At 70.0% G+C, this 23012-nt stretch carries 19 protein-coding genes and 1 tRNA gene; 10 read left to right on the forward strand and 10 right to left on the reverse strand.

Features of this window, described 5'->3' with window-relative positions:
- Positions 1-2: 2 nt before the first annotated feature.
- A complete protein-coding gene (locus tag LRD69_RS12690; protein WP_277326678.1) occupies positions 3-2327 on the reverse strand; it encodes a molybdopterin oxidoreductase family protein in 2325 nt (774 codons plus the stop codon).
- On the reverse strand, positions 2324-3448 hold the full coding sequence (locus tag LRD69_RS12695; protein ID WP_277326679.1) for an MFS transporter: 1125 nt from the start codon (positions 3446-3448) through the stop codon (positions 2324-2326). Before LRD69_RS12695 ends, LRD69_RS12690 begins: the two co-directional genes overlap by 4 nt.
- Before the next feature lie 188 nt (positions 3449-3636).
- Between LRD69_RS12695 and LRD69_RS12700 the strand changes: the two genes are divergently transcribed.
- From LRD69_RS12700 to LRD69_RS12710, 3 genes are all read left to right on the forward strand, one after another.
- Entirely contained in the window at positions 3637-4818 is a 1182-nt protein-coding gene (locus tag LRD69_RS12700) for a low temperature requirement protein A (RefSeq protein WP_277326680.1), read from the forward strand.
- 10 nt (positions 4819-4828) lie between these two features.
- Entirely contained in the window at positions 4829-5935 is a 1107-nt protein-coding gene (locus LRD69_RS12705; protein WP_277326681.1) for a P1 family peptidase, read from the forward strand.
- Between the two features lie 218 nt (positions 5936-6153).
- Positions 6154-6915, forward strand: coding sequence for a DUF6227 family protein (locus tag LRD69_RS12710; RefSeq protein ID WP_277326682.1), 762 nt, complete (start codon positions 6154-6156; stop codon positions 6913-6915).
- A gap of 96 nt (positions 6916-7011) precedes the next feature.
- Here the strand turns inward: LRD69_RS12710 and LRD69_RS12715 are convergent, their stop codons facing one another.
- Positions 7012-8568: an MFS transporter gene (locus LRD69_RS12715; RefSeq protein WP_277326683.1), complete on the reverse strand. Its 1557-nt coding sequence runs from the start codon at positions 8566-8568 to the stop codon at positions 7012-7014.
- A gap of 61 nt (positions 8569-8629) precedes the next feature.
- Between LRD69_RS12715 and LRD69_RS12720 the strand changes: the two genes are divergently transcribed.
- Positions 8630-9616, forward strand: coding sequence for a transcriptional regulator (locus LRD69_RS12720; protein ID WP_277326684.1), 987 nt, complete (start codon positions 8630-8632; stop codon positions 9614-9616).
- An 87-nt stretch (positions 9617-9703) separates the two neighbouring features.
- On the opposite strand, the gene LRD69_RS12725 is transcribed toward LRD69_RS12720, so the two are convergent.
- Entirely contained in the window at positions 9704-10702 is a 999-nt protein-coding gene (locus LRD69_RS12725; protein WP_277326685.1) for a sigma-70 family RNA polymerase sigma factor, read from the reverse strand.
- Positions 10703-10849: 147 nt separating this feature from the next.
- On the opposite strand from LRD69_RS12725, the gene LRD69_RS12730 reads away from it, so the two are divergent.
- Together LRD69_RS12730 and LRD69_RS12735 are read left to right on the forward strand one after the other, a co-directional pair.
- Positions 10850-11389, forward strand: a complete 540-nt coding sequence (locus LRD69_RS12730; protein ID WP_277326686.1) for a GNAT family N-acetyltransferase — start codon at positions 10850-10852, stop codon at positions 11387-11389.
- A 71-nt stretch (positions 11390-11460) separates the two neighbouring features.
- Entirely contained in the window at positions 11461-12585 is a 1125-nt protein-coding gene (locus LRD69_RS12735) for a questin oxidase family protein (RefSeq protein ID WP_277326687.1), read from the forward strand.
- 41 nt (positions 12586-12626) lie between these two features.
- On the opposite strand, the gene LRD69_RS12740 is transcribed toward LRD69_RS12735, so the two are convergent.
- Positions 12627-13409: a class III extradiol ring-cleavage dioxygenase gene (locus LRD69_RS12740; RefSeq protein ID WP_277326688.1), complete on the reverse strand. Its 783-nt coding sequence runs from the start codon at positions 13407-13409 to the stop codon at positions 12627-12629.
- Positions 13410-13548: 139 nt separating this feature from the next.
- On the opposite strand from LRD69_RS12740, the gene LRD69_RS12745 reads away from it, so the two are divergent.
- On the forward strand, positions 13549-14061 hold the full coding sequence (locus LRD69_RS12745; RefSeq protein WP_277326689.1) for a MarR family transcriptional regulator: 513 nt from the start codon (positions 13549-13551) through the stop codon (positions 14059-14061).
- A 129-nt stretch (positions 14062-14190) separates the two neighbouring features.
- On the opposite strand, the gene LRD69_RS12750 is transcribed toward LRD69_RS12745, so the two are convergent.
- On the reverse strand, positions 14191-15726 hold the full coding sequence (locus LRD69_RS12750) for an MFS transporter (RefSeq protein WP_277326690.1): 1536 nt from the start codon (positions 15724-15726) through the stop codon (positions 14191-14193).
- Positions 15727-15922: 196 nt separating this feature from the next.
- Positions 15923-16591 (reverse strand): TetR/AcrR family transcriptional regulator, encoded by a 669-nt coding sequence (locus LRD69_RS12755; protein WP_277329718.1) that lies wholly within the window; start codon positions 16589-16591, stop codon positions 15923-15925.
- Positions 16592-16903: 312 nt separating this feature from the next.
- Here LRD69_RS12755 and LRD69_RS12760 point away from each other — a divergent pair, with 312 nt between their 5' ends.
- Positions 16904-18181: a M6 family metalloprotease domain-containing protein gene (locus LRD69_RS12760; protein WP_277326691.1), complete on the forward strand. Its 1278-nt coding sequence runs from the start codon at positions 16904-16906 to the stop codon at positions 18179-18181.
- 42 nt (positions 18182-18223) lie between these two features.
- On the opposite strand, the gene LRD69_RS12765 is transcribed toward LRD69_RS12760, so the two are convergent.
- Entirely contained in the window at positions 18224-19954 is a 1731-nt protein-coding gene (locus tag LRD69_RS12765; RefSeq protein WP_277329719.1) for a class I adenylate-forming enzyme family protein, read from the reverse strand.
- 468 nt (positions 19955-20422) lie between these two features.
- A complete protein-coding gene (locus tag LRD69_RS12770) occupies positions 20423-21049 on the reverse strand; it encodes an RNA polymerase sigma factor (protein WP_277329720.1) in 627 nt (208 codons plus the stop codon).
- A 231-nt stretch (positions 21050-21280) separates the two neighbouring features.
- Here LRD69_RS12770 and LRD69_RS12775 point away from each other — a divergent pair.
- Positions 21281-21356: transfer RNA gene (locus LRD69_RS12775), tRNA-Arg, on the forward strand.
- 94 nt (positions 21357-21450) lie between these two features.
- Here the strand turns inward: LRD69_RS12775 and LRD69_RS12780 are convergent.
- Positions 21451-21837: a tyrosine-type recombinase/integrase gene (locus LRD69_RS12780; protein ID WP_277326692.1), complete on the reverse strand. Its 387-nt coding sequence runs from the start codon at positions 21835-21837 to the stop codon at positions 21451-21453.
- Between the two features lie 225 nt (positions 21838-22062).
- On the opposite strand from LRD69_RS12780, the gene LRD69_RS12785 reads away from it, so the two are divergent.
- Positions 22063-22998 (forward strand): hypothetical protein, encoded by a 936-nt coding sequence (locus tag LRD69_RS12785; RefSeq protein ID WP_277326693.1) that lies wholly within the window; start codon positions 22063-22065, stop codon positions 22996-22998.
- Positions 22999-23012 lie beyond the last annotated feature (14 nt).

A 23012-nucleotide genomic window follows, 5' to 3' on the forward strand; every position in this document is an offset into this window, starting at 1 on the left:
TCTCAGCCCCTCTCCGAGGTGCCACGGCCCTGCGGCGACGTGGGCGGCAAGGGGTCGGTGCGGGAGACCTGGGCCGCCGGGTAGGCCACGTGGCCGGGTGCGACGGGAGGCGCAGGGACCTCGTCGATCGCTTCGGCGTGCTCGATGCGGCAGGCGCACACCTTGTATTCGGGGATCTTGGAGCGTGGGTCGAGGGCGTCGATGGTGAGTGCGTTGGCAGCGGTGGGGACCGGCCAGTGGTACGGGATGAAGACCGTGTCGGGGCGGATCGCCTCGGTGACGAGGGCGGGGAAGACCTCGCTGCCGCGCCGGGTGACGACACGGACCGGTTCGCCGTTGCGGAAGCCGTGCGAGGGGTGGATCTCGGCCCAGGGACGCGGGGTCTGTTCGACGAGGCCGCCCAGGCGACGGGTCTGGTTGCCGGAGAGGAAGTGGGCGACGGTGCGGCCGGTGGTGAGCGACATGGGGTGCTCGTCGTCGTACGGGTCCATCGGCGGGTGCCAGTCGACGACCTGCATATGGATCTTGCCGTCGGGGTGGTAGGTCCGGCCGTCCTCGAAGAGCCGAGGGGTACCGGGGTGGTCGGTGGAGGGGCAGGGCCAGGCGATGCCGCCGGTCTCCTCCAGCCGTTCGTAGGTGATGCCGTAGTAGTCGTTGACGGTCCCGGCGGAGGCGATCCGCAGCTCGTCGAAGACGGCGCGCGAGTCGGCGAACGCGAATTTGTCGCCGGCGCCGAGCCGCCGGGCGAGTTCGCACATCACCCAAGTGTCGGTCCGTACCCCGGCAGGCGGGTCCTGGGCCTTGTTGTGCTTGACGACGCGGGCCTCGGCGTTGGCCATCACCCCTTCGTCCTCGGCCCAGGTGGTGACGGGGAAGACCACATGTGCGTTGGCAGCGGTCTCGGAAAGGAAGAAGTCGAATTGGGCATGGAATTCGGTGGCGTCGTACCCCTCCTTGACCACCCGGTAATTGGGCAGGGAGACGAAGGGGTTGTTGCAGATGCCGATCAGGCCGCGGATCTCGCGGCGCTGCATCTGCCAGACCATTTCCATCATCGAGGTGCCGGCGGGCGGGAGTTCGGACTCCTCGATGCCCCAGATCTCGCAGATCTGCCGACGGTGCTCCTCGTTCATGATCGAGCGGCCGCCGGGGAGGAGATCGGCCTTCTGGCCGTGTTCGCGGCCGCCCTGCCCGTTGCCCTGGCCGGTGATGGTGCCGTAGCCGGCACCGGGCTTGCCGATGTGGCCGGTCGCGGCGCAGAGGTTGATCACGGTGAGGCAGTTCTCGACGCCCTGCGAGTGGTGTTCGATGCCGCGGGCGTGCCAGGCCATGGCCTTGGGGGCGCGGGCGAAGGTGCGCGCGACCTGGACGATCTGCTCGGCGGGGACGTCGCAGATCTCGGCGGCGCGGGACGGTGGGTATTCGGCGGCCTTGGCCTTGACCTCGTCCCAGCCGGTGGCGTGGGCGGCGAGATAGGCCTCGTCGGTGAGGCCCTCCTCGATGACCACGTTCAGCACGGAGGTGAAGAACGCCGAGTCGGTGCCCGGCTTGAGGGCGACATGGATGTCGGCGGTGCGGGCGATCGCGGTCTCGCGCGGGTCGACGACGATCAGGCTGGCGCCGCGATCCCGGGCTCCCCACACGTACTGGGTCATCACGGGGAAGCATTCGCCGACGTTGGAGCCCGCGATCAGCAGGCAGTCGGTGAGCAGGATGTCGGAGAACGGGTTGCCGGCCCGGTCGATGCCGAAGGCGAGCTTGTTGGCGCCCGCGGCGCTGACCATGCAAAGTCGGCCGTTGTAGTCGACATGCCGGGACTTGAGGGCGACCCGGGCGAATTTGCCGACCAGATACGTCTTCTCGGAGAACAGGCTGGCGCCCCCGAGGAGCCCGAAGGCGTCGTTGCCATAGGCCTGCTGGATGCGCTTGACCTCGGAGACCGTGAAATCGAGCGCCTCGTCCCAGGAGACCTCGTGGAACTCCTCGTCGCGGGAACGGCGCATCAGCGGGGCGGTGAGCCGGTCGGGGTGGTTGACCTGCTGATACGCGTTGATGCCTTTGGGGCACAGCCGCATCCGGTTGATGTCGTGGTTGCGGGGTTCGACCCCGAAGACCTTTCCGCCGCGGTCGACACGCAGATACATCCCGCACTGGACGCCGCAGAAGCAGCAGTGGGTGGGGACGAGGGTCTCGCCGTTCTGGTCGGCGTGCCACCGGTCGGCGGGGATGCCGCCCGCGTCCCGGAAGGCCCGGGTGCCGGGCGGAGCGAGGGAAGGGTCGAGCGGGACAGCCGCACCTGAGGCGCCGGCTCGTGGATCCGCGGTCACTTGAAGCCCTTCTTCACATGGGAGAGGTAGGCACTGCCACGCAGGACCCGCTTGCAGCGCGGGCAGTATTCGGCCCACTCGTCGAAGTCGAGGCTGAGGTCGCGCATGGTCCCGCGCAGGTTCTCGACGTACGGCCCCGTGTCGATGGGTTCCTCGCAGCGGCGGCAGCCGAAGATCTGCTGGTCCTGCCGGGCGGTGTACTTGAACAGCTGCATACCGACCGCGGCCGGGCGCTGGACGATGTGGAAGAACTTCCCGAACGGGATGTAGATGAGAGTGAAGACCACCGACACCATGTGGAGGATCGCCAGGAACTCGTATCCGCCGCCGTGCAGGAAGATCGACGAGAAGGTGAGCAGCAGCCCGGTCACGGAGATGACGATCAGGGCGATCAGCGGCACCAGGTCGTAGGCGAAGCGCTGGCCGGTGATGGCGCCGCGGTCCTTCATCCGGCGCCACAGGAAGTAGCAGGCGCCGGGGATAACGAGCACGGCGGCGATGTCCAGGCCGTGGAACATCAGCCAGCCGACGATGTTCAGCGCACCGAATCCGATGACCTTGAAGCCCCAGATACGCATCTCGTAGCCGGGGCCCGAGCCGGTGCCCGAGGTGAAGGTGAACCAGCCCCAGGTGAGCGGGAAGGTGATCAGGGCGGCGAGGATGCAGCCCCAGAAGATCAGCTGGTGAGCGGCCCAGCGGGCATGGGAGCGGGCGCCGAGGAACTTCTGGAGGCCCAGATAGGTGGCGATCATCTTCGGCAGGGCGGTGGGGGCCTGGCGGAAGTTGGTCATGGAGAAGAAGCTCCGCCAGCCCTGATCGAACAGACGCCGGGCGCCGGGGGCGGATACCCAGACCGTGTAGCGGTAGGCGACACCGAAGGCGAGGAAGACCGTGGCGACCGCATACGGGAGGAGGGCCGAGTCGAAGTTCTCCAGAAACCGGCTGCCGAAGACGATCGCGAGGATCAGCAGGACCGAGACGATCACGCCGACCACGGTCGCGCGCACGGTGACGGATCGGAGGGCGCCGGTGCGGGGACCGCCCGCGGGCGGGACGGGTGCTGCCGCAGCCCGGCCCGGTGCGTCTGTGGCTGCGTCTGGGGCTTCTGGGGGCTCGGTCACTCGGCCACCGTAGGGGCGTATAGGGCGATTGGTCCTGTTTTGATGTGCGGCGGGGTGAGTCTGTCACCCGACAGCACGGCGTCCGGGGGCGTGACGGTCCTCGGTGCAGGACCTCAGCCAGGACGCTGCCCCTGTATGCCTGCGCGTCCCGCCGCCGACCACCCCAGTGGTCTGCTGTGCTGGGCGCCATGCCCCGGATGACCGCCCGCAGCCGTACCGAGAAGCACCGCACCTCGACCCCGCTGGAACTCTTCTTCGACCTGTGCTTCGTCGTGGCCGTCGCCCAGGCAGGGCGTCGTCTCGTGCACGCCCTCGCCGAGGGACATCCCGGCACCGGAATCGCCGGCTATCTGGCCGTGTTCTTCGGGATCTGGTGGGCCTGGGTGAACTTCTCCTGGTTCGCCTCCGCGTACGACACCGATGACACGCTCTACCGCCTGGTCACATTCGTCCAGATCACCGGTGTGCTCATCTTCGCCGCCGGGGTGCCGCGCGCCTTCGACAACGGGGACTGGACACTCGGTGTCATCGGCTATGTGGTGATGCGGCTCGCGCTCACCAGCCAGTGGCTGCGGGTGGCCCACGATTCCGAGGGCGCGGAGCGCAGGGTCGCGCAGCGGTATGCCACCGGGATCGCTCTGGTCCAACTGGGCTGGATCGGCATACTGTTCGTGCCCACCGACACCCGTACCGCGGTCTACGTGGTGCTCGCCCTGTGCGAGCTGTCGGTTCCGGCCGTCGCCGAGCGCGACCGCGGGACGAGCTGGCATCCGCATCACATCGGCGAACGGTACGGCCTGTTCACCATCATCGTGCTCGGCGAGACGATCGCCGCGGCAACGGTCGCCGTCCAGGAGTCGGTCGACGAGCACGACGCGCTGGGTGAACTGCTGCCGGTCGCCGCGGGCGGACTGCTGATCGTCTTCGCCGGCTGGTGGATCTACTTCGCCGTGCCGATCCACGACTATCTCCGCGGTAGCAGGCAGTCGTTCATCTGGGGATACGGCCACTACGTGATCTTCGGTTCGGCCGCCGCGATCGGGGCGGGCATCGAGGTCGCGGTGGAGGAGGCCACCGGAAAGGCCCATGTGTCGACGGCGGCCGCCTCGGCCGCTGTGACCGTCCCCTCGGCAGTCTTTCTGCTGACGGTATGGCTGCTGCACGCCCGCCACTTCAAGCGCGACCTCGCGGAGCAACTGCCCCTCCCCCTGGCCGCGGTGGCCATCCTGGCCTGTACGTTCGCCGGGGACTACGCGGTCTTCGCGGCAGGCCTGGTGGCGGCCGCGACCGTGGCGGCCGGAGTGGCGCTGTCGCGGCGCCCGGCGCCGGACGGGCCGACTTCCACCTCCGTTCCGCCGACCCACGCGTGAGGAGCACACGATGGCCGGACAGCACACCGGGCAGGGCCAGGCACAGGACGCGCAGCCGCCGACCGTCCTCCCCGCGGCCGGGCGGGACGCCCTGACGGATGTCGCCGGGCTGCGGGTCGGTCATGCGCGGGTGCCGGGCGACGGCGCACTGAGCGGCACCACCGTCGTCCTCGCCCCCGAGGGCGGTGCGGTCGCCGCCGTCGACGTACGGGGCGGCGGCCCGGGCACCCGGGAGACGGATGCGCTCGACCCCCGCAATCTGGTGCAGCGCGTCGACGCCGTCGTCCTGACGGGCGGCAGCGCGTACGGACTGGACGCGGCGTCGGGCGTGATGGCCTGGCTCGAGGAGCAGGGCCGGGGCGTGCGCGTCGGCCCCGATCCGTCGCAGGTGGTGCCGGTGGTCCCGGCCGCATGCATCTTCGACCTGGGCCGGGGCGGCGACTGGCGGGCCCGGCCGGATGCCTCGACCGGCCGCGCCGCGGTGGAGGCCGCGGCGGACACGGAGCCCGGGGCCCCCGTCGACGAGGGCGGAGTCGGCGCCGGTACGGGAGCGGTCGCCGGCGGAATCAAGGGCGGCGTGGGCACGGCAAGCATGCGGCTGCCGTCCGGGATCACGGTCGGCGTGCTGGTCGTGGTGAACGCGGCGGGTTCGGTGATCGACCCGGTGACCGGGGTGCTGTTCGGGGAGTACGGCGCCGCCGAACCGCCCGTGTACCCCACGGCGCAGGCTCACGGAACCGCCGTACGCCGGCTGGCCGAAGCGCGGGACGCGAGCGCAGGCCCCTCGTTCAACACCACGCTCGCCGTCGTCGGGACGGACGCGGAGCTCACCCGGGCGCAGGCCCAGAAGCTCGCGGGGACGGCGCACGACGGGCTGGCGCGCGCGGTGCGTCCCGTGCATCTGCTGACCGACGGAGACACGGTCTTCGCACTGGCCACGGGCGAGCGGCCACTGGCACCGGAGGGTCCGGCCGCGCTGAACGAGCTCCTGGCGGCCGGCGCGGACGTCCTGACCCGCGCCATCGTGAAGGCCGTAAGGGCGGCACGGGGCGTCGACATCCGCCGGCCCGGAGCGGGCACGTACCCCTCGTACGGTGATCTCTACGGGACCCGCTGACCCACCCGCCCCAGTACACCGGTCGGGACCGGCCGCCCGGACCGGACTCGAAACCCGCGCGACGTCGACTCGCCGTCCCCACAGGGAAGTTCGGACGAAACGCCAGGAACCATCGGCGCGCGTCGTACGTTTTCCAGAACCCCGGTCGCGATGTCGGACCCAGGGACTACGTTTAGCACGCATCACGTCACACGCGGCGACGGCCTGGAGACAGAATCTTGAGCGATCCGTACGAGACAACCGAGCAGCACCTCGAGCGACTCCTGCGACGGGCACTCAACTCCTTCGAGCTGCCCGACAGCACGGTCGACCGGCTCGGCACGGCACTGGCGCACAGCAGCTCCCTGCACTCCTCGCACCACAGCTCCGTACTGCACCGCGAGACCTACCGGCATACGTTTCTGCTGGCCGACGGCTCAACCCTGACCCTGTGGGAGCTGGTCCACGGGGGCGCGGCGGATCCCAGGTTCCGGAAGCGGCCCACCCTCCAGCACCATGAGCTGTACGACGACGAGACCGACGCCCATGTCGCCGCCGCCCGGCTGGCCGGCAGTCTCCACGACATGCCGGTGTTCGGTGAGGAAGGCGCGCAGGCGGATCTGGAGACCCTCACGGTCCTGATGGCCGCGCCTCCGGCCCCGCTGCCCCGCATGTACGCGCCGGACGACTCCGCGGACCACGCCCGCCGGGTACTGCGTCGCGCGGAGAACGGCGACGCGCCGGGCGACGAGACCGCGCGCCTGCTGCGGAGCGCTTTCGCCCACCACATCACCCAGATCTTCGGCCGGCAGTGCCGGGTCGACGGGCGGGATGCCGGGTTCACGCTCTACGAACACGCGTTCCTGCTTCTCGACGGCAGCGAGACGAGCCTGTGGGAGGTCGAGCACACCGCGACGCCGGACGGCCGCCACATGTGCGAGGTGTACGGGGACGAGCAGGCGGCGCGCGAGGCGATGGAGAACCGTACGCGCATCTGCTGACCGGCAGCCGAGCCCGACGTACGCGAAAGTGCCCGCACCCCGAAGGGTGCGGGCACTTTCGCGTACGTCGGTGCGCGACCGGCCGGCCGAGCAGGGTCAGTGCGTCAGCGCGGTCTCCTTGGCCACCTCGCCCGCCGCGGTGACGGTGTCCTGGACGTCCTCGTCCTCGCCGCCCTCCACGTGCTGCCGCGGTCGCGCCGGCAGCGCGAACATCACCAGGAAGATCAGCGCGAGCACCCCGGCCACCCACCACAGCGAGTGCTGGAACGCCTCGGCGAACGCCGGGCCCACCGCCTGCGGCGCCAGCCGGTCGCTGATCGACCCGAAGAAGACGACCGAGACCAGGCCGAGCCCCAGCGCGTTACCCATCTGCTGCACGGTGTTGATCAGCCCGGACGCCGATCCGGAGTGCTCCTTCGGCACCTCGGACAGGACCGCGTCGGTCAGCGGGGCCACGATCAGCCCCATCCCGAGCCCCATGACGACCAGCGGCAGCGCCATCTGCCAGGACGTGATCGACATGCCGTACCGGTCGGACTCCCAGATGTAGAGCAGCAGCCCGGCGACCATCAGCAGCGCGCCCGCCTGCAGGACCTTGCGGCCGAACCGGGGCACCAGCTTCTGTACGGAGATCCCGGCCGCGAACGAGACGGCGATCGAGAACGGGATACCGGTCGTACCTGCCCGCAGCGCGCTCCAGCCGAGGCCGATCTGCATGTACAGCGTCCAGACCAGGAAGAAGATGCCGAGGCCGATCCCGAAGGTCAGCTGGACGGCGATGCCCGCCGCGAAGCTCTTGACCCGGAACAGCGAGAGCTCGACGAGCGGCGAGCCGTCCTTGCGCGCCTTCTCCCGCTCGAACAGCACCAGGGCCGCGAACACCAGGACGCTGCCGATCATCGACAGGTAGCCCCACACCGGCCAGCCCAGCTCGCGCCCGCGGGTCAGCGGGTAGAGGAGCATCAGCAGCCCCAGCGTCACCAGCGCGACACCGATCAGGTCGAGTCGGAGCGCCTTCGGGGCCTTGGACTCCGTGATGAACTTCCGGCCCAGGACCAGTCCCGCGATACCGACCGGCAGGTTGATCAGGAAGATCGGCCGCCACTCCAGGCCCGCGAGGTTCCACTCGGTGAGCAGCGCGCCCAGCAGCGGTCCCGAGACCGCTCCGAGGCCGACGATCGCGCCGAAGAGGCCGAAGACCTTGCCGCGCTCGTGCGCCGGGAACGTGGCGTGCACGATCGACAGCACCTGCGGGACCATCAGCGCCGCGGTGCCGCCCTGCAGGATGCGGGACGCGACCAGCATCTCAGGGTTCGCGGCGAAGCCGCAGAGCGCGGAGGCCAACGTGAAGCCGCCGATGCCGATGAGGAAGAGCCGCTTGCGGCCGTAGATGTCGCCGAGCCGGCCGCCTGTGATCAGACCGGCGGCGAAGGCCAGCGCGTACCCGGCGGTGATCCACTGGATCGAGCTGAACGAGGCACCGGTGTCGCGCTGGATGCTCGGTATGGCGATGTTGACGATCGTGACGTCGACCAGGTCCATGAAGGCCGCGGTCATCACGATGGCGAGCGCGAACCAACGGCGCCGGTCCGACGGGCCCGGGGACACCGTGGGATCGGCCGCCGTGGACGGCACGGATGCGGAGGAAGTCATAGGAAGAACTTAAAGGCCCATTAGGTCAGGTCATGACCCAATGGGCGCGCATCCTGGATTTATGACCGACACCCCGGCACGGCTGCTGAATCTGCTGTCGCTCCTCCAGACGCCCCGCGAGTGGCCGGGCAGTGAGCTCGCCGAGCGGCTCGACGTCAGCCCGCGCACCATCCGCCGCGACATCGACCGGCTCCGCGACCTCGGCTATCCGGTCGAGGCGTCGCGCGGCTCGGTGGGCGGCTACCGCCTGGTCGCGGGCGCCGCCATGCCGCCGCTGCTGCTCGACGACGAGGAGGCAGTGGCCATCGCGGTGGGGCTGCGCGCGGGAGCCGGACACGCCATCGAAGGAGTCGACGAGGCGTCCGTAAGGGCCCTGGCGAAGCTGGAGCAGGTGCTGCCGTCCCGGCTGCGGCACCGGGTCTCGACCCTGCAGAACGCGACCATGCCGCTGACCCGGGGCGACGGTTCGACCATCGATCCGCACACGCTGACGGTGATCGCGGCGGCGGTCACCGGGCGGGAACGGCTGCGTTTCGCGTACCGGGCGGGGGACGGCGCCGAGACGAGGCGGCAGGTCGAGGGGTACCGGCTGGTGAGCACGGGGTGGCGGTGGTATCTCGTCGCGTACGACCTGGGGCGCGAGGCGTGGCGTACGTTCCGCGTCGACCGGGTGAGCGAGCCGTTCGCCACGGGGGCCCGTTTCACACCACGCGAGCTGCCGACGGGGGACGCCGCGGCGTTCCTGAGCAGTTCCATCCAGCGCCGGACGCCGGAGCTGGCGGTGGAGGTGAGTTTCGCGGCTCCGGCGGATTTCGTCTCCGCGCGGCTGCCCGCGGCGTTCGGCCCGCTGGAGCCCACCGGCGAGCACAGCTGCCGGCTGCGTGCGGTCCTGACGGACTCGCTGGAGTGGGTGGCGCTCCGCCTGGCGCTGCTCGACTGCGAGTTCACCGCGCACGAGCCGCCGCAGCTGGTGGAGTTCCTGAGCGACCTGGGCGCCCGGCTGACGCGTGCGGCGACGCTCTCCGAACCCGGCGCCGGAAAGGAATGAGCCCCGGCGCCAGGGGGGGTGGGCGCCGGGACTCAGCTCATGGGGTCCGCTCGAAGCGGCCTATATCGGAGGCTACTGGACTCGGGGTCACGCCGCAGCGTCAAAACCCGTGTCGTGGGCCATTCGCTTGAGTTCGAGCAGCGCGTGCTTCTCGATCTGCCTGATCCGCTCGCGCGTCAGACCGTGCTGCTTGCCGACCTCGGTCAGAGTCCGCTCGCGGCCGTCCTCGATGCCGTATCGCATGCGGATGATCGACGCGGTGCGGTTGTCGAGCTTGCCGATCAGGTCCTCCAGCTCCTCGCTGCGCAGCAGCGTCATCACGGACTGCTCGGGCGACACCGCGGAGGTGTCCTCCAGCAGATCCCCGAACTGGGTCTCGCCCTCGTCGTCCACCGACATGTTGAGGCTGACCGGGTCACGGGCCCAGTCCAGGACGTCGCCGACACGCGTGGCCGTCGAGTCGAGCTCGGCCGCTATCTCCGCGTGCTCCGGCTCTCGCCCGTGCTCACGGTTGAACTCGCGCTGGACACGGCGGATCCGACCGAGCTCCTCCACCAGATGGACGGGGAGCCGGATCGTGCGCGACTGGTCGGCGATCGAACGGGTGATGGCCTGACGGATCCACCACGTCGCATACGTGGAGAACTTGAATCCCTTGGCGTAGTCGAACTTCTCGACCGCGCGCACCAGGCCTGCGTTCCCCTCCTGGATCAGGTCGAGCAGGGGCAGCCCGGCCCGCGGATAGCGGCGGGCGACAGCAACGACGAGTCGAAGATTGGAACGGATGAATACGTCTTTGGCGCGCTCGCCCTCGGCGACCAGCACCTCCAGCTCCTCACGCGTCGCCCCGCCGGCTTTGCTCTCCACCACCCCGTCAAGGACCTGCCGGGCGAAGACGCCCGCCTCTACGGTCTGGGACAGCTCGACCTCCTTGGCGGCGTCGAGCAGCGGCGTACGCGCAATCTCGTCCAGGTACATGCCAACCAGGTCGCGATCGGCGATGTCTCCGCCCATGGCGCGAACGCTGCTTGCCCTGCTGGTCCCACCGGAGTCGGACGAACGACGGGCGACGGCACGGGTTGCCATGCGTGCTCCCTTGCTGAGTAGGTCGCGACACCCTCTCGGGTGCCCTGCATCCGATGGAAACAACGACTGGAATCCGGACAGAATTCCCATGCCTCGCATTCATTTCGCGATCATGCAGTATCCTGTCCGGCCGCGAAGGGAGCACGGATGTCGGAGATTCACACAGAGGTGCAGGTCAGGCCCGGCAAGGAGGGTGATCTGGTAGCCCTCACGGACATCTACAACCACTACGTCCGTGAGACCGCGCTCACATTCGACACCGCACCCTTTACACCCGAACAGCGGCTGCCGTGGCTGGTCTCCCATCCTGAAGACGGTCCGCACCGCCTTCTGGTTGCTCAGGATGTCCGCATAGTCGGCCCCGCATCGGTCCTGGGCTACGCCACCAGCAGCGCCTTCCGCCCGAAGGCGGCGTACGGGACGTCGGTGGAGGTGAGCGTGTACTGCGCCCCGTCGGCCACCGGACGCGGCATCGGCACGCTCCTGTACAAGTCGCTCTTCGAGGCCCTCACCGATGAGGATCTGCACCGCGCGTATGCGGGCATCACCCAGCCCAATGACGCCTCGGTCCGGCTGCACGAGCGCTTCGGTTTCCGCCACGTCGGTACGTACTCCGAGGTGGGCCGGAAGTTCGGCACGTACTGGGACGTGGCCTGGTACGAGAAGCGACTGGGACCGGAGGCCTAGGTCCGGCGGGACCCCGGGCTGGGTCCACAGCCCGTTACGGGTGCCGGGCCCCGCGCCTAGCGTGTTCGAGCATGACCGACGCGACAGGGAACACCGACACGACAGGCATCGCAGGCGCGACGAGCGCCTCGGACACGCCGGGCGCGGAAGACCGGGCAGGCGCACCGGGCGCCTCGCCCGTCGACCCCACCGGCACACTCGACGAGGCGCTGGAGCGGCTCCACACCGCCGGCCCCGAACGGAACGGCTGGCTCAGCAACCACGGCCCGATGGCCGTCGAAGCACTCGTACGACACGGCCAGGCACCGGCCGTCCACCGCTGGCTCGACCACTACAGCCACAAGCTGGAGGACATGCCGGCCCCCGCGACCCGGGTGACCACGGAGAACTGGCGCACGGCCCTCGGCGACCCGCGCAGGATCGCCGACTGGACGGCGTACTTCGAGCGGGAGACGGCCGAGCGCCCCTGGCAGGACGTCCTCACCGCATGGTGGCCGCTCCTCCTGCCGGGCATCGCAGCCGGCGCCACCCACCCCGTGATCCGGGTCGGCCATGCGGTGCGCACCCTGCTCGGCGGCGACGCGAGTGCGCCCCGGATCACCGAGCTCGCACACGGCCTCGGCTACTGGGCCGCCCGCCACCAGCCGTTGCCCGCGCTGACCTCGCTCGCGCCCGCGCCGACCGCCGCAGCCGCCCTGGACGCCGTACAGCCGGTCGCCGATCAGCGCGGCGGCATCCGCGACCGGCTGGCCCAGCTCACCGCGTTCCCGGTGTGGCCGGAGCGGTTCGCGGACGACCCGGACGCGGCGCACGTCCGGCTGACGGAACTGGTCCGGGCCGCGACCCATCGCTACGCCACCCACGGCCACGGCGGGCCGATCATGCTGGTGCACGCCGCGACGGCCCCCAATGCCGTGCTGCGTACGCTGCCCGCTCTCCCCCGCGCCCTATGGGCACCGAGCCTGGCAGCCGCCTGGGCGGCGAGCGCCGCGGTCACCGCCGCGTACAGCCCGGCCGAAGCCGCCCCCCGGACCGCGGCGCCGTCGGCGCCGTCCGCGGACGAGATCTTTGCGCGGGCAGCGGCGCACGGCGACGATCACACGATCAAGTTCACCGACACCGCGCTGGACGTCGGTGACGCGACGGCTCTCGCCGCCGCGCTCCGCTCGATCGAACTGAACCCCCCGGCTCTGTGACCAGCACGGCCCGCCTCTCCCGGCCCGGCCGCCTGCGGCGCTCAGCCGAACTGCACCGACCGCTTCGCGAGGCCCATCCAGAACCCGTCGATGACACTGCGCCCCTGGTCGAGCTCGTCCTCCGCGGCGCCCAGCGTCACGAAGAGCGGCGCGAAGTGTTCGGTGCGCGGGTGGGCCAGGCGGCCGGCCGGGGACTTGCGCTCGAAGTCGAGCAGCGCGTCGATGTCCTGTGCCTGCAGCGCCCGGTGCCCCCAGTCGTCGAACTCCACCGACCAGCCGGGGTTGCCGCCGCCCGTGTGCCGCAGCGCGGCAAGGTTGTGGGTGAAGAAACCGCTGCCGATGATCAGCACGCCCTCGTCTCGCAGTGGTGCGAGCTTGCGCCCGATGTCCATCAGCTTCTGCGGGTCCAGCGTCGGCATGGAGATCTGGAGTACCGGGATGTCCGCACCCGGGAACATCTCCGCCAGCGGGACGTACGCCCCGTGGTCGAGCCCGCGGTCCGGGATGTCCTGGACCGGCGTACCGGCGCTGCGCAGCAGCTTTCGTACGCTCTCCGCCAGGCGGGGAGCACCCGGGGCCGCGTACCGCACCTGGTAGTAGTGCTCGGGAAAGCCCCAGAAGTCGTAGACGAGCGGAACGGTCTCGGTCGCGCCGAGCGCGAGCGGGGCCTCCTCCCAGTGGGCGGAGACCATGAGGACGGCCGTGGGCCGGGGCAACTCGGCGGACCACGCGGCCAGCTGGCCGGGCCAGACCGGGTCGTCGGCCAGCGGCGGTGCGCCGTGGGAGAGATAGAGGGCGGGCATGCGCTCCGCGGTGACAGTCATGACACTCCCCATCCACTACTGCTCAAGGCACGTCTTCTGCCGGGGCCTTCTGACGCATGTGAAGTTTCTTGAAGCTTCAAGTTCCCAGCTACAGAGACCTTAGCGCTATCTAGTTCAACTTTCAAGAAAAGGTCGTAGAGTGGAGTACATGACCACGGCATCCACCGGCGGGACCCGCTGGCTCTCCGACGAAGAACAGAGTGTCTGGCGTGCGTACCTCCACGCCACCACGCTCCTGGAGGACCATCTCGACCGCCAGTTGCAGCGCGACGCCGGCATGCCGCACATCTACTACGGACTGCTCGTCCAGCTCGCCCAGGCACCCCGGCGCCAGATGCGGATGACCGAGCTGGCGAAGGACGTCAAGATCACCCGCTCCCGGCTCTCGCACGCCGTCGCCCGGCTGGAGCGGAGCGGCTGGGTGCGACGCGAGGACTGCCCGTCCGACAAGCGCGGGCAGAACGCGGTCCTCACCGACGAGGGGTACGAGATGCTCCGCCGCTCCGCGCCGGGCCATGTCCGTGCCGTGCGCCAGGCGATGTTCGACCGGCTGACACCGGAGCAGGTGCGCTCATTCGGCGAGATCATGCAGATCATCGCCTCGGGTCTGGAGCCGGACGGCACGGACGCGGACCTCCCCTGGTTGCGCTGAAGGGTCTCCGACCGACACACCGTGCCCCTGGCACGGCTCTGCCCCGGCTCCGCCGAGCGGAACCGGGGCAGACCCGTCTTCACGTCACTCGCGTGACTCCACGTGCGGCATCACGCCGCGCGCCCCGCGTCAGTGCGCGACGACCGGAACCTTGAACTCGTCCTCGACCCCGTCGGCATCCGCCGAACCGGAGCCCGGCTTCACCTCGGTCGCCGACGGACGTCCGGCGTTGATGAACGTCACCGCGATCGCAGCCGCCACCACCAGGATGCCGACGGCCCACCAGATGGCTCCGGTGAAGCCGTGCACCATCGACTGGAGCTTCAGCAGCTCCGGGTCCGTGGCGGCCAGCGCGGCGTGCGAGGTGGCGTACGCCGTGGCGGCCGAGGCGGCGATCGTGTTCAGCAGCGCCGTACCGATCGCGCCGCCCACCTGCTGCGAGGTGTTGACCATCGCGGACGCGACACCCGAGTCGCGCGGCTCCACACCGTGCGTGGCCAGCGACATGGCCGGCATGAACGCCGTACCCATGCCCAGACCCAGCAGGAGCTGCGCCGGCAGGATCAGTGCCGGGTAGGAGGAACCGATCTCCAGCTGCGTCAGCAGCAGCAGCATGCCCACGGCCGCGGTCAGGAAGCCCGGGCCCATCAGCTTGCGGGCCGGGACCCGCGTCATCAGCCGGGCACCGATCTGCGTCGAACCGGTGATCATGCCCGCGATCATCGGGAGGAAGGCGAACCCCGTCCGGATCGGCGAGTACCCCCTCACGACCTGCAGGTAGTACGTCAGGAAGAGGAACAGCCCGAACATCGCGATGATGGCCAGCCCCAGCGAGAGGTAGACGCCACCGCGGTTGCGGTCCATCACCACGCGCAGCGGCAGCAGCGGCGACTTGACCCTGGCCTCGGTCAGGACGAACGACAGGAGCAGCACACCGGCCGCGACGAACGTGCCGATGGTCAGCGGGTCCGACCAGCCGCTGGACTCGGCGCGGGTGAATCCGTAGACCAGCGAGACCAGACCCAGCGCGGAGAGCACCACGCCCGGGATGTCGAGCGACGAGCGGTTACGGCTGCCGGCCGGCTCGCGGATCACGAAGTACGCGCCCGCGGCCGCGACGACGGCGAACGGGATGTTGACGAAGAACGTCCAGCGCCAGTTCAGCGTCTGGGTGAGGAAACCGCCGAGGATCAGACCGACGGCGCCACCGCCACCGGCGATCGCACCGTAGATGCCGAACGCCTTGGCGCGCTCCTTGGCATCGGTGAACATCACGGCGAGCAGCGAGAGCGCTGCGGGGGCGAGCAGGGCACCGAAGACACCCTGGAGCGCGCGCGAGCCGAAGAGCATGCCCTGGTTCTGGGCCGCGCCACCGAGCGCGGAGGCCAGCGCGAAGCCGATCAGGCCGACGACGAAGGTGCGCTTACGGCCCCAGAGGTCGGCGATCCGGCCGCCGAAGAGCAGCAGCCCGCCGAAGGCGAGGGCGTAGGCCGTGATGACCCACTGCTTGTTGGCGTCGGTGATGCCGAGGGCCGTCTGGGCGTGCGGCAGCGCGATGTTCACGATCGTGGCATCGAGCACGACCATCAACTGCGCGAGTGCGATGAAGGCCAGCGCTTTCCAGCGACTGGGATCAGGAAGTCGGATATCGGCCGTTTTTGACATGGAAAAGCCACCTAAGGACGCGCGTGGACGCGAAGAGTCGTGAACCGTGACCGCGACAGGCGCGGCCGGTGAACGGTGAAGTTGAGGAGAGGGAGTCCCGGGACGGGAACGGACGTCAGGTCAGTCGTGAGACGGGGGTGGTGAGGGCGCGTCGGACACGCAGCTGGGCGCCTGTCTCAGCAGCCCGGTACAGGTGTCATGGCCGGCGCCGCAGATCCTCCAAAGTTGCCGCCGCACCCGGCAGTTCGGACCGGGCCGGAGCCTCGAGGCCGTCCAGGAACAGCTGAAGATGACGGTGGGTGAACCGGTCGATGTCCAGGCAAGCAGTGCCGGGCAGCGGCCGGGTGAGCTGGGAGAGGCCGACCAGTACGTCACCGACGGCGATGTCGGTGCGCAGGCGCCCCGCGGACATGGCACGCGCCACGAGCCCTTCGACGGCCTCTTCGAGGCGGCGACGCTCGGCGTGCAGTTCGGGATGACACGTGTCGAAGCCGCCGGACAGCATCGGGCAGAGCGCCCCGATGCGTTCGTCGGCCGCCGCATGGACGAAGCGGCTGAGCGCGACGAAGGGGTCGGCCTCCTCGGCCGCCGCCTCGTCCGCGCGTTCGGTGATGCGGGAGGTGACCGAGAGGACGACCTCATGGGTCAGCGCAGCCCGGTCGGGGAAGTTGCGGTAGAGCGTGGCGTTGCCGACGCCTGCACGGCGGGCCACCTCGTCGAGCGGCACGTCCGGCCCGAACTCGACGAACATCTCTCGAGCCGCCGTCACGATCCGCTCCCGGTTGCGCAGCGCATCGGCCCGCGGGCGGGGCGTGCGGCGCGGCGCCGTTCCGGTGCCGTCATCGGTACCGGCGACACGGTCGATGTCGGCGGCGATGCGAGCGACGGTCTCCACGACGGCAGTCCTTCCCTTCCGGCTTTGCTGTTTCTGCTGCGCTTTCGACGACCTCGGTCCGTACAACCGGGGAACGCCTCCCCGTTTCGCGGGGACACGGGTTCAAACGGGGAAGAGGTCCCCGGTTATTTCCCGCCTCATATGTGACCTGCGTCACATGCGGCGAACGAGGAATCCACCGATCGGCGCACCCAACGCGCGGCACGGCACCACCCGCCACAGGGTGATCCACAGGAGCGCAGTCAGGGTCGGCCGACTGCCGCGGACCGCGAAGGCGCCTCTATGCAGCAGCCCCGCCACCGGATACGCGACCGCCGCCGCACCCTCGCACTCGCCGGTGCAACCACCCTGGTCATAGCCGCCACGGCTTCCGCCAGTGGGACGCTCTCCCTTTCCCACCACGCCTCCTCAGGCCCGGTAGCCAGCACGGAGGTGGCTGGGCGCGGCCCGTGCCGGATGGCCACGACGATGGGCGTGCAGATGTCGGAGGGCATGCCGACGCCCAACGGCTACTCCCGGTCCACGGGCAAGGTGAAGGCACTCAACCTGATGATCGACTTCCCGGACGCACCGGGGACGGAGCCGGCCATGGACCGGTTCCACGAGTTCTTCCCGCAGACCACGACCTGGTTCCGCACCAGTTCGTACGGACGGCTCACCTACGAGCCCTCAACCCCCGTGAGGAGCTGGCTGCGCATGCCGCTGCCGTTCTCGGCGTACGGGATAGATCGCGGCGCATCGTACGAGCCGGGCTACCGCCATCTGGTCCAGGACATCGTGGCCGTCGCCGACGACAAAGTGGACTTCAGCGCATACGACCTGGTCAATGTCCTCGTCACGCCGAATGCCGGCCCCTCCGCGCTGGACACCGTCCTGTCCGTGACCTTCTCCGGCAACGACGACGCCCCGCTCGCGGACGGCGCCCCGCTCGCCAACACGTCCTTCGTTTACAGCCGCCAGGACGACGGCTCGGGGTCGTACGCAAAGACCGGCTACCGCGTCCTGCCGCACGAGAACGGCCACGTCTTCGGCCTGCCCGACCTGTACACCCCCGACGGCGGCGGCGCCGTCGGGCACTGGGACATCATGTCCGAGGACTGGGGGGCCGGCAACGATCTGCTGGGCTGGCACAAGTGGAAGCTCGGCTGGCTCGACAACAAGCGGGTCAGCTGCGCCTCCAGGCCGGGCACCACCGATCACATACTTCACCCGCTGGCCACCCGGGGCGGCCTGAAGCTGGCCTTCGTGCCCCTGTCCGAGGAGTCGGGCTACGCGGCGGAGGTACGGACCCAGGCGGGCAACGACCAGGCCGTCTGCAAGCCCGGCGTACTGATCTACAAGGTGAGCGCGGACGTGGACACCGGCGAGGGACCGATCACCGTCGAGGACAGCACCAAGAACAGCGGCGGCTGCACGCGGGCCCCCAATGTGCACGCCGAGCTCTCCGACGCTCCGTACAAGCCCGGCGAGACGTTCACGGACCGGGCCAAGGGGATACGCATATCCGTCGTGAGCAAGGACTCCAAGGGCAACTACCGGGTCCGCATAACCCGCTCCTGATCCGCGCCCCAGCGCCCTCCCGCTCCCCCTCCCCGGGCCCCCTCACCCGGGGCGCCGCCCCTCCCCTTCCCTTCTCCGCACCTCGTCGTCGACCGGCCCGCGCAGCTCGCGCTTGAGGATCTTCCCGGTCGGATTCCGCGGCAGCGGTTCGTCCCGCACGAGGACATGGGCCGGGACCTTGAACGCGGCCAGGGTCCGCCCGACGTGCGCCCGCAACTCGTCAGCCGTGACGGTGGCTCCGCTTCGCAGCCGGACGACCGCGGCGACCTCCTCGCCGAGGACCGGGTGCGCCACACCCAGCACCGCCGCATCCTCGACATCCGGGTGATCGTGGAGCACCGCCTCCACCTCCACGCAGTACACGTTCTCACCGCCGCGGATCACCATGTCCTTGAGCCGGTCCACGACGCTGACCCGTCCGTCCCGCACCAGCGCAAGATCACCGGTGCGGAACCATCCGTCCGTGAACGCCTCGGACGTCGCCGCGTCATCGTTCCAGTAGCCGCGGACCAGGGACTGGCCGCGCAGCCACAGCTCGCCGACCTCGCCCTCGGGCAACTCCTCACCCGCCGGACCGGCGATCCGCACCTCGGTGGCGGGTGTCGGCCGGCCGACACTGTCTGGATGGAGCCGGTACTCGTCGCCGAAGTTCGCCAGGACGCCGCCGCTGGTCTCGGTCAGGCCGTAGCCGTTGCGCGGCTCGATCCGCTCGCCGTAGCGGGCGGTCAGCTGCGCCACCAGGTCGGGCGGGGCTGCGGCCCCGCCGGTGTTCAGCATCTGGAGGCTCTCGAGCTCGTCGCCCGCCCGCTCGGCGGCGGCGAGCAGCTGGAGGGCGGTGGCCGGGACGCCGGCGAAGTGCGTGACGCCATGCTCGCGGATCAGCCGCAGCGCCTCCTTCTCGTCCCACTTCCGCATGAGCACGAGCGCGCCGCCCGCTGCCATCGCCGCGTAGAAACTGGTGAACGCGGCGACATGGAAGAACGGAAAGCTCATCAAGGCGACGGGGGCGGGCCCCTGTCCCGGAATGATCCCTCGGCGGAGCGCGGAGGCGGAGGCGTAGAAGCGCGGGTTGAGTGCGGCGCCCACCTGGGCGAGGTGAGTGGCAACAGCACCCTTGGGGCGGCCGGTGGTGCCCGAGGTGTAGATGATCGTCGCGTCGTCCTCGGGGCGGATCTCGACCGCGGGAGGCGCGGCAAGCGGGTCGGGCGCGGGCAGGTCCTCGTATCGCTCGGCACCCGGCGGAACCTCGCCGTCCCGGTGGTGGAAGACGACCATACGTGCCTCGGTCTTCTCCGCCCAGGCAGAGACGCGCGGCAGTCGCTCCCCGTCCACCAGCAGCACCCGCGGTTCGCCGTCGTCGAGCGCGTACGCGAACTCGTCCGCCGTCCACCAGGCGTTGAGCGGAACGGCGACCAGACCGGCCAGCTGTGCCGCCCAGAACGCGATCTGCCACTCGGGGTGGTTGCGCATCGCGACGACGGCCCGGTCGCCGGGGCGGAGCCCGTACACCTCACTGAGCCGGCAGGCCAGCGCGGAGGCGGCAGCGAAGAACTCCGCATACGAGTAGCTCCGCTCGGCGGCGATCAGGAACGGCTGGTCCCCGAAGGCCCAGGTGGTCTCCACGAATTCGCGCAGGGTCCTGGGCCCGTCCGCATACACGAGCAACCCCGCCTGCGGGCCGTCATGCACCCGCACGACCGCGAACGGGGCTCCGGGGCCGGTCAGCGCGGCATCGACACGGGCGGCGGCGGACGCGGCGTCGGCGGCCGACACAACGGCCCCGGGGACCGGGCCGGTCCGTGTCGGGCGGGAGTGGTTCGCGTCGGAGTGGGTCGGGTCGGAGTGCGACACGATCGACCTTTCTAAGCGTTCGCTCAGTACATTCGTGACGCTAGGCCCGCCTCCTCGCACCGTCAAGGCACGGCCACGGGGCCGTTCCGGTCTTGTCCTGCCGGCACCGCACCCCAGGTCGGCGCGCACACCGAAATCAGCGACGCGTGCGACCGCCGTCCCGCTCCACCCCACCGCGCTCACCTCCCCCCTCGCCTTCGGACTCACCTTCGGACTCACCTTCGTGCCGCCCCGCACGGCGCTCGACGTGCTGCTGGATCTCACTCATCAGATGCTCCTCAAGCCTGGTCAGACGGCCGGGAGACAGCTCCGGATCGCCGGGCGCGGGCAGAAGCCGCGCCGACTCCGCGTGATCGAGCGGCTCATCGCGTCGCGGCCAAGGGGTGCACTTCATCGGGTCCTCTTCTCGATCGACCGGACCGCAGCAACACGGTCACTCTGCACTTGTCCGCTCCTCGCACGCGGTTCCGATTTTCTTCGCATGCGACGCAGCTCCCCCTCGGTGAGCCCACGCAGCCGGGTCCTGGCGCGCGAAAGCCGCGACCGCACCGTCCCGACAGGCACTCCCAGCGCCTCCGCGGCCTCCGCATACCCGAGCCCGGACCACACGCACAGCGCGAACCCCTCACGCTCGGAGCGCCGCAACTGCCCCAACGCGGTCTTAGCCGCCGCCAGTTCATCGGAGTCCGCCATCCGTCCGACCAGCTCGTCGGCGAAGTCGGGCACCACATCACGCACCGGCATCCGAGCCAGCGCCCGGTCATGACGCCGGGCCGCCCTCCTCGTATTGCGCAGCACATTGACAGCGATGCCCATCAGCCAGGGCCGCGGACTGTCGCCTTCGTCCCGCAGCCTCTCCCTCAGCCGCCACGCCTCCAGAAAGGTCAGCGACACGACATCCTCGGCCGCACCCCAATTCCCGGTGCTGCGCACCGCGTACCGGTAGACGAGCTGGGCGTAATCGCGGAACAGCTCCCGGAAGGCTTCCGGCTCCCCCGCGCGGATGCGGGCATGCATCGAGTAGTTCACGTCCTGTCTTGTCCCCTCGACCACCACCGTTGCAGTGACCTGCATCACATCAACGCCCCCTCCCCCGCCCTCGCTTCCCACTCCGGCCGAGGACGCTCCGAGCCCCACCCAGCCCGAGCGCGGGCCCTCGAGAGCCGACCTGCCGCTACGCCGCCCGCCTGCCTCCCGCACCCCCACACCTCATCCGCTACCCTGTCCTGGACTGCTGCCAGCAGCAGCGCCTTCGTAGCTCAGGGGATAGAGCACCGCTCTCCTAAAGCGGGTGTCGCAGGTTCGAATCCTGCCGGGGGCACCATGCCTGACCAGGCACGGAACACCAGAAAGGCCCCTCGGAGCTGAGCTCCGAGGGGCCTTTTGGGCTTCAAGGGGCACGAATGGGGAACGCGCCGTTATGCAGCGTCCTCCTGGGGAACGTCGGCCTTCTCTTCCGGCTCCGGGGCGAGGACCCGTTGCGCCGGCGACTTGCGCGGAACGAGAGCAAGCGGCGCCTCGGCTTGGGCTTCCTCGAACTGCGGTAGCACCGAGGTGTAGGTGTCGCCGGTCAGCAAGAAGGAGGAGTGCCCGAGCAGCACCTGGATGGACTTCATGTGCAGGCCGGCGGCCAGAGACAGCGTCGCCGCGCAGTGCCGCAGGTCGTGCAGGCGCACCGGCGGCAGGTCGAGCTTCTTCATCAGGCGCATGAACACCTGCGACAGGTACTCCGGGGGTAGGCCGTTCCGTCCTCCCAGGTGAACACCAGGCCCGTGTTCTTCCAGGCTTTGGTGTTCGTCTCCCATTCGGCACGCTCCTTGTCCTGCCGCTCGCGCCACAGGTCCAGCAGGCTCCGTGTCTGCTCCTGCTGGAGTACTAGGCGACCCCAGGGGTGCGGCTCCGCCCTGTATGGAGGATGATGCGCGGCGGAGGGGATTCGAATGCGTTCAAAAATGCGGGATCAGGTGCAGGCAGGGGCCCCGTGGCAGGTACAGGTTCCGGCCCGGGCGCAGACGCGGGTGCGGGTGCGGGTGAGAGACCGGTTCGGCTCGGCGTTCACGGCGTCGGTCTCGGTGCTGTTCTTCGAGGCCGTGATCGGGTCGATCGTGTTCTACGTGTGGATGGAGACCCAGGAGGTCCCGGCCCTCGGCTACAACCTGTTCAACATCTTCTTCCTGTTCGTCATGGGATTGATCGGAGTGGCGGCCGGGGCGGTCGGCGCCGTCCTGCTGTCGGTCGCCGTGGTGATGCCGCTCGCGGCCGTCGCCGGATGGCTCGGCCGCACGGTCTCGGGGCGTGACGTCTGGTGGTGGATCCCGCTCCTGGCGGCCGCTGGCGGCACCCTGCCGGGGCTCGTCTCGGCGTCGATGGTGCCCGCCGGGTTCCCGGAGAACGTCTCGTCGGGCCTCATTGGGTGGTTCATGGGCGCTGCGGCGCTCGGCGTCCCGGCGCTGGTCGTCCGCAGGCTGGTGCTGCCGGACCGCCCGCGGGTGTCCGGTATCGCGATGTTCGGCTGGGTGGCGCTGTACGGGACGCTCGGCGTCGTCGTCATCGGTGCGCTCGCCGGTGTCGCCCTGTACGCCGGGATCGGGTACGAGCCTCCGCGGCTGACCGCGGAACGGCTCGCCGGGACGTGGTCCGACGGCAACGGCGGCAGGATCACCTTCACGGCGGACGGCAAGGTCACGGCCGACAGGGTCAAGACCTTCGGCTTCGACGATGACCGTCACGACGCGGGGCAGCCCTGCACCGGTGCCGGCACCTGGGTCCACCACCCGGGCGACGGGTCGTGGTCCCAGAATGTGGGGGTCTCCGTCGACGCCTGCGATGGGAGCCTGGGCCCCTGGGAGGTGTTCGGGACCCCCGAGCACCCGAAGCTGTACGTGCTCGTCGGCGACCCCGACGCCTGGGACCTGTACATTCTGGAGCCCGACGACCAGCCCCGCGAGGAACCCGTCAGGGACTGAGGCGGCCGAAGCGT

Source organism: Streptomyces sp. JH14, from assembly GCF_029428675.1.
Classification (GTDB): Bacteria; Actinomycetota; Actinomycetes; order Streptomycetales; family Streptomycetaceae; genus Streptomyces.